Raw genomic sequence first — 6000 nt, 5'->3', positions numbered from 1 at the left:
GCCTACCTCGACGCCATCGCCTTCGAGATGAACAACCGGCCACGCAAGGCACTAGGCTTCAGGACACCGCGAGAAGTCTTCCTCGAAGACCTCGCAGCAGCCGTTGCCAACACTCCTTGAGACCGCCCAGTCCGTTTCTCGAACAGCGACACGGCAGAACCGGGCAAAACGCCGCCTCCGGACCCGATTGGGAAAGATCAACCGGACAGGACGACGGGGCGCCCGATACTAGAGGGGTGGAACTCTGGGAGAAGCTGCAGATCAAGCCCGAGTCGAGCGTTGCGGTGGTGAACTCGCCCGCCGACGGCCCGACTATCGAGGGGCCGTTCACCGTTTCCGACCAGCCAGAGGCCGCCGACGTGACGATTGTGTTCGTGAAGGATCGCTCCGAGCTCGAATCGGCGGCGCAGCCTGGCATCGAAGCCGCGCTCGCCGACCGTTTGGCGTGGTTCGCGTACCCGAAAGCGAAGAAGCTGGGCACCGACCTCAACCGTGACCTCCTCGCCGAGGAGCTCATCGCCCGCGGGGTCGACCCCGTCCGGCAGGTCTCTCTCGACGACGTGTGGTCGGCCCTGCGCTTCCGCCCGGCCTTCCGCACGCGCTGACCGCGCCCGGGCTGACCGCGCCCGGGCTGACCGAGCCCGGGCTGACCGAGCCCGGGCTCACCGCCGAGGCGACTGATCGAACACGTGGCGCCGGATCCAGGCGTGCATTGCGATGGCCGCGGCCGAGGCGGCGTTGATCGATCGGGTCGAGCCGAACTGCTCGATCGACAGCGTGGCCTCCGCGGCGTTGTGCACCTCCGGCGTCAACCCGGGCCCCTCCTGGCCGAAGACCAGGACGCAGCGCCGCGGCAGGTCGTAGGTCTCGAGCGGCACGGAGTCGGGGAAGATGTCCACGCCGAGGATCGCCAGTTCTTCCGAGCGAGCCCACTCCACGAAGTCGTCGACGGTCGGGTGATGCCGCACATGCTGGTAGCGGTCGGTGACCATGGCCCCGCGACGATTCCACCGCCGTCGTCCGATGATGTGGACCTCCTTGGCGAGGAACGCGTTCGCGGTGCGCACCACCGTTCCGATGTTGAGGTCGTGCTGCCAGTTCTCGATCGCCACGTGGAACTCGTGGCGGCGGGTATCGAGTTCGGCGACGATGGCGTCGTGCTTCCAGTACCGGTAACGGTCCAGGACGTTGCGGCGGTCACCGTTGGCGAGAAGGTCGGGATCCCAGTGGTCGCCCTCCGGCCACGGTCCCTCCCACGGGCCGACGCCGACCTCCATCTCGCGTTCTTCGCCCTGTTCAGTCACCCGTCAAGCCTATTCACGTCAGGGCCGCGGCGCGTACATGATCACGGCCATGCCCACGAGGCAGACGGCGGCACCCATGATGTCGTACCGGTCGGGTTGGTACCCGTCGAACACCATGCCCCACGCGAGCGAACCGACCACGAACACGCCGCCGTAGGCGGCGAGGATCCGTCCGAAGTGCGCGTCCGGCTGGAGCGTCGCCACAAAGCCGTAGAGCCCCAGGGCGATGACGCCGAGGCCGACCCACACCCAGCCGCGCTGCTCCCGAATACCCTGCCACACGAGCCACGCACCGCCGATCTCGAAGACGGCAGCGAGCACGAAGAGCAGGATCGACCGAAGGAGCGACACGAGGTCACCCTACGCCGGGTAGACACTCACCGCGGCGGCCTTTGCCACGAGGACGACGGCGGTGCCCGGGGCGAGATCGAGGTCGGCGGCGGCAGCGGCGGTGAGGTCCGCGACGACGCGGGCCCCGCCGGCCGCAGAGTGGACCCGGACCTGCGGTCCCCTCGGTTCGAGCTCCTCGACCACCGCCCGCCACGCGTTGCGAGGCGAACCGTGCGGCACGCTCTCCGGACGGAAGAGCGCGACGTCCGCGGGGCGGAAGACCGCGACGGCGTCGCTGCCAGGGGCGGGGGATCCGCCGTCGTCGGACCCGAGAGTTCCCGACACCTCGCCCAGCCCGTCCACTGCGAGGCGACCTTCCGCCGTCGCCCTCCCCCGCACGAAGTTGAGCCCCGCCAGCCCCGCCGCGAAGTGGCTGCGGGGGCGCTCGAGGAGCGCCGCCGTCGGCCCCTGCTCGGCAACCTTGCCGCGCTCGAGGACCACGACGCGGTCGGCGAGGAGGTGCGCGTCGAGCACCTCGTGGGTGATGACGAGCGCGGTTCGGCCGGCGAGCACGCGACGAAGGAGGCGGCGCAGGGCGGGGGCGGCAGCGACGTCGAGTGCGGCGAACGGTTCGTCGAGCAGGAGGAGCCGGGGTTCGGTGGCGAGGGCACGGGCGACGGCGATGCGCTGCGCCTGCCCGCCGGAAAGCTGCGTGGGGCGACGGTCGGCGAGCGCGACGGCGTCGACCTCGGCAAGCCAGCGCTCCGCGGCTGCCTTGGCCGCCCGGCGTGAGGCCCCGGCCGCGCGGGGTCCGAAGGCGACGTTCTCGAGCACGGTGAGATGGGGGAAGAGCAGGGGATCCTGGGCCAGGAGCGCGACCCCCCGCGCGTGCGGGGGCACCCACGCCCCGGTTCGGGTGTCGAACAGGACGCGGCCGTCGAGCTCCGCGCGACCCTCGTCGGGTCGCAACAGCCCTGCGGCGAGCCCGAACAGCGTCGACTTGCCTGCGCCGTTCGGCCCGAGGACGGCGATGGTCTCCCCGTCCAGCACGTCGAACTCCGCGTCGAGGCTGCGCTCCAGCACGACGGCCCGCAGGCTGAAGGTCATCGTTCTGCCGTCCCAGCCGCGCGCCGCCCGTACACGATCCCGACCACGGCTCCCGCGAGGACCACCAGCACGAGCGCGAGGGCGACGGCGGCATCGGGATCGACCTCGCGCTGGAGGTACACCTCGAGCGGCAGTGTCCTCGTCACGCCTTGGAGGCTGCCCGCGAAGGTGAGCGTGGCGCCGAACTCGCCCAGGCTGCGGGCGAAGGAGAGCACGAGTCCCGAGACCAGCCCCGGGAGGACCAAGGGGAGGGTGACCCGACGGAACACATGGCTCGGGGCCGCGCCGAGGGTCGCGGCGACCGCCTCGTAGCGCCCGCCGGCCGTGCGCAGCCCACCCTCGAGGCTCACCACGAGGAAGGGCAGGGACACGAAGGCCTGGGCCATGACGACGGCCATGGTCGTGAAGGCGATCTGGAGGCCAGCCACCTCGAGCCATCGACCCACGAAGCCGACCCTGCCGAACGTGTACAGCAGCGCGAGACCGCCGACGACGGGCGGCAGCACGAGCGGCAGGAGGACTAGCCCACGGAGCCATCGCCGCCCTCGGACGGGTCCGCGCGCGAGAACCAGCGCCATAGGAACTCCGATCAGGAGGCACGCGGCCGTGCTCGCCAGCGCCGTCTCGAGACTCAGCCGAAGGGCCGCAAGCGAAGATTCCGACGTGATGAGAGGCACGAAGTGCGCCCAGTCGACGCGCGCCAGAATCCCCACGAACGGGACGACCACGAACAGCAGGCCTACTGCAGCCGGGACGTAGACCCAGCGCGGGATGCCCGTGTAGCCGCGGGGGCTACGGCGCGCCGAAGCCGGCATCGCCGAGCACTTTCCGCCCTTGGCTGCCGCGGACGAAGTCGACGAACTCCTGCGCGAGCGCCGAGTCCTTCACTCCCTTGAGTGCCGCGATCGGGTAGCGGTTCACCGCCGCCGAGGACTCGCTGAAATTCACGCCGTCCACCTTTCCGCCGGCGCCTTTGGCGTCGGTGACGTAGACGAGCCCCGCGTCGGCGTCACCGGAAATCACCTTGCCCAGCACGTCTGTGACCGACTGCTCCTCGCTCACCGGCTTGAGAGCGACGCCCGCGACCTGCGCCGCCTTCTGCGCGGCAGCCCCGCACGGGACCTGCTGCGCGCAGACGACGAGCCGGGTCCCCGACTTCGCGAGGTCCTGGAACGAGTGGATTCCGGCCGGGTTGCCCTTTGGGACGGCGATCTCGAGCACGTTGGTGGCGAAGATCTGAGGGGCGCCGGTGGTGAGGCCTGCCGTGGTTGCCTTGGTCATGTTCGCCTCGTCGGCTGAAGCGAACACATCCGCGGGCGCGCCATTCTGGAGCTGGGCCACGAGATCCGACGATCCGCCGAAGCTGAAAGTGACTTTCGTTCCTGGGTGGGCGGCTTCGAACTCGTGCCCGAGTTCCGTGAACGTCGCCCTGAGGGAGGCCGCCGCGAAGACGGTGAGGCTCGCGCCGCCGGAGGTTGACGACGGGCCGACGCCATTGCCTGCCCGCGGCCCTCCCCCGCACCCGGTGAGCAGCCCAGCGAGGACGACGACGGCGGCCGCCGAGAGGGAGCGCTTCACGAGGTCTTCCCTCCCGGGGTTTCGATGATGACGGTCGTTGCCTTCACCACGGCCGTTGCCACGCTGCCGGGCTCGAGGCCGAGGTCGCGCACGGCCTCCGAACTCATGAGGGAAACCACGCGATATGGCCCGCACTGCAGCTCGACCTGTGCCATGACCTTGTCCTGGATCACGTTGGTCACCAGGCCCACGAAGCTGTTCCGCGCCGACCGGGCAACGCCGCTCGCGTCCTTGGGCGCGTTCGCCTGCTGGCGCGCGTGCTCGGCGAGTTCTGCGCCGTCGATCGCGGCACGCCCCGCGGCGTCCTTCGTCGCGCTGAGCGCTCCGGAATCGACCCAGCGCCTCACGGTGTCGTCGCTGACGCCGAGGAGGCTCGCGGCCTCCGCGATGCGGATAAGAGGCATGACGGAAGTATATTCCGCAATTGCGGAGGCTGTTGGGCCCTTATTCCGCATCTGAGGATGTGGGCAAGGTCATTGCCTCAGAGTCCAAGCGAGGTGGAAGACTAGCCCGTATGGCTGACTCCGCTGCCGTCACGGCAGAACACGAGGATCTCTCCACACCCCCGGATCGGGACACCGTGCCTTCGCCAACGCCAGCCCAGCAGCGCGTCGTGTACCGCAGCGGCCAGGAGATTGAATGCTGGCTGACGGACATGGATGGCGTTCTCGTGCACGAGAACCATCCCATCCCGGGCGCCCCGGAACTCATCCAGCGATGGGTCGACACGTCACGCCGCTTCCTCGTCCTCACCAACAACTCGATCTTCACCCCGCGCGACCTCGCGGCGCGCCTCCGTTCTTCGGGGCTGTCGATCCCGGAGGAGAACATCTGGACGTCGGCGCTCGCGACCGCCGTCTTCATCAAGGACCAGATGCCCGGCGCCCGCGTCTATTGCATCGGCGAGGCGGGACTGACGACGGCGCTCCACGAGGCCGGCATGATCCTCACCGATCAGGACCCCGACTACGTGGTGCTCGGGGAGACCCGGACCTATTCGTTCAACGCGATCACGACCGCGATCCGCCTGATCGTCGACGGCGCCCGCTTCATCGCCACGAATCCCGATGCCACCGGACCCTCGAAGGAGGGCATCCTTCCCGCGACAGGAGCCATCGCCGCCCTCATCACGAAGGCCACGGGACGCGAGCCGTACACGATTGGAAAACCCAATCCCATGATGTTCAGGTCCGCGATGAACCAGATCGACGCCCACTCCGAGACGACCGCGATGATCGGCGACCGCATGGACACCGACATCGTGGCCGGCATGGAGGCCGGGCTGCACACCGTGCTGGTCCTGTCCGGCATCACGCAGCAGGCCGACATCCAAACGTATCCCTTCCGCCCCAACCAGGTGCTCAACTCGGTCCAAGACCTGCTGCAGCAGCTCTGACCCGCCCGACCCCAAGGCCGAAGTCGGGCCCCCTGACGCCGAAGTCGGGGGGTACACGCCCGAAGTCGGGCCCCCTGACGCCGAAGTCGGGTGGTGCACGCCCGAAGTCGGGCCCCCTCACGCCCAAATCGGGTGGTGCACGCCCGAAGTCGGGCCCCCTCACGCCCAAATCGGGTGGTGCACGCCCGAAGTCGGGCCCCCTGACGCCGAGATCGGGTGGTGCACGCCCGAAGTCGGCCCCCCTCACGCCGAGATCGGGTGGTGCACGCCCGAAGTCGGGCCCCC

At 69.6% G+C, this 6000-nt stretch carries 8 protein-coding genes and 1 pseudogene; 3 read left to right on the top strand and 6 right to left on the bottom strand.

The genetic code is table 11. The features are described 5' to 3' along the window. Positions 1–120: pseudogene (locus E5679_RS21305) on the top strand (IS30 family transposase); the annotation flags it as partial. Positions 121–236: 116 nt separating this feature from the next. After that, positions 237–605, top strand: coding sequence for a hypothetical protein (locus tag E5679_RS16315; protein ID WP_138417785.1), 369 nt, complete (start codon positions 237–239; stop codon positions 603–605). Between the two features lie 57 nt (positions 606–662). Here E5679_RS16315 and E5679_RS16305 read toward each other — a convergent pair whose 3' ends face one another. Genes E5679_RS16305 through E5679_RS16280 form a run of 6 tightly spaced genes read right to left on the bottom strand, consistent with a single transcriptional unit; the run spans position 663 to position 4723 of the window. Next, positions 663–1277 carry a TrmH family RNA methyltransferase gene (locus E5679_RS16305; RefSeq protein WP_249336184.1) on the bottom strand — a complete coding sequence of 205 codons (615 nt, stop codon included), beginning with the start codon at positions 1275–1277 and terminating at the stop codon, positions 663–665. Between the two features lie 45 nt (positions 1278–1322). Beyond that, positions 1323–1655, bottom strand: a complete 333-nt coding sequence (locus E5679_RS16300; protein ID WP_138417782.1) for a YnfA family protein — start codon at positions 1653–1655, stop codon at positions 1323–1325. A gap of 9 nt (positions 1656–1664) precedes the next feature. After that, entirely contained in the window at positions 1665–2741 is a 1077-nt protein-coding gene (locus E5679_RS16295; RefSeq protein WP_138417780.1) for a sulfate/molybdate ABC transporter ATP-binding protein, read from the bottom strand. Continuing rightward, positions 2738–3556 (bottom strand): ABC transporter permease, encoded by an 819-nt coding sequence (locus tag E5679_RS16290; protein WP_138417778.1) that lies wholly within the window; start codon positions 3554–3556, stop codon positions 2738–2740. The genes E5679_RS16295 and E5679_RS16290 overlap by 4 nt, the downstream gene beginning before the upstream one ends. Beyond that, the gene (gene modA, locus E5679_RS16285) at positions 3534–4319 is read right to left on the bottom strand and encodes a molybdate ABC transporter substrate-binding protein (RefSeq protein ID WP_138417776.1); all 786 of its coding nucleotides are present in this window, start codon (positions 4317–4319) and stop codon (positions 3534–3536) included. Before modA ends, E5679_RS16290 begins: the two co-directional genes overlap by 23 nt. After that, complete coding sequence (locus tag E5679_RS16280; RefSeq protein ID WP_138417774.1) at positions 4316–4723, bottom strand: TOBE domain-containing protein; 408 nt, start codon at positions 4721–4723, stop codon at positions 4316–4318. Before E5679_RS16280 ends, modA begins: the two co-directional genes overlap by 4 nt. Before the next feature lie 110 nt (positions 4724–4833). Between E5679_RS16280 and E5679_RS16275 the strand changes: the two genes are divergently transcribed. Continuing rightward, positions 4834–5715, top strand: coding sequence for an HAD-IIA family hydrolase (locus E5679_RS16275; RefSeq protein ID WP_138417772.1), 882 nt, complete (start codon positions 4834–4836; stop codon positions 5713–5715). Positions 5716–6000 lie beyond the last annotated feature (285 nt).

The sequence above is a fragment of the Sinomonas gamaensis genome (genome assembly GCF_005876955.1).
In the GTDB taxonomy this organism is placed as follows: Bacteria; Actinomycetota; Actinomycetes; order Actinomycetales; family Micrococcaceae; genus Sinomonas; species Sinomonas gamaensis.
The sequence above is the reverse complement of the archived record's forward strand: the minus strand, read 5'-3'. Positions and strand labels throughout refer to the sequence as shown.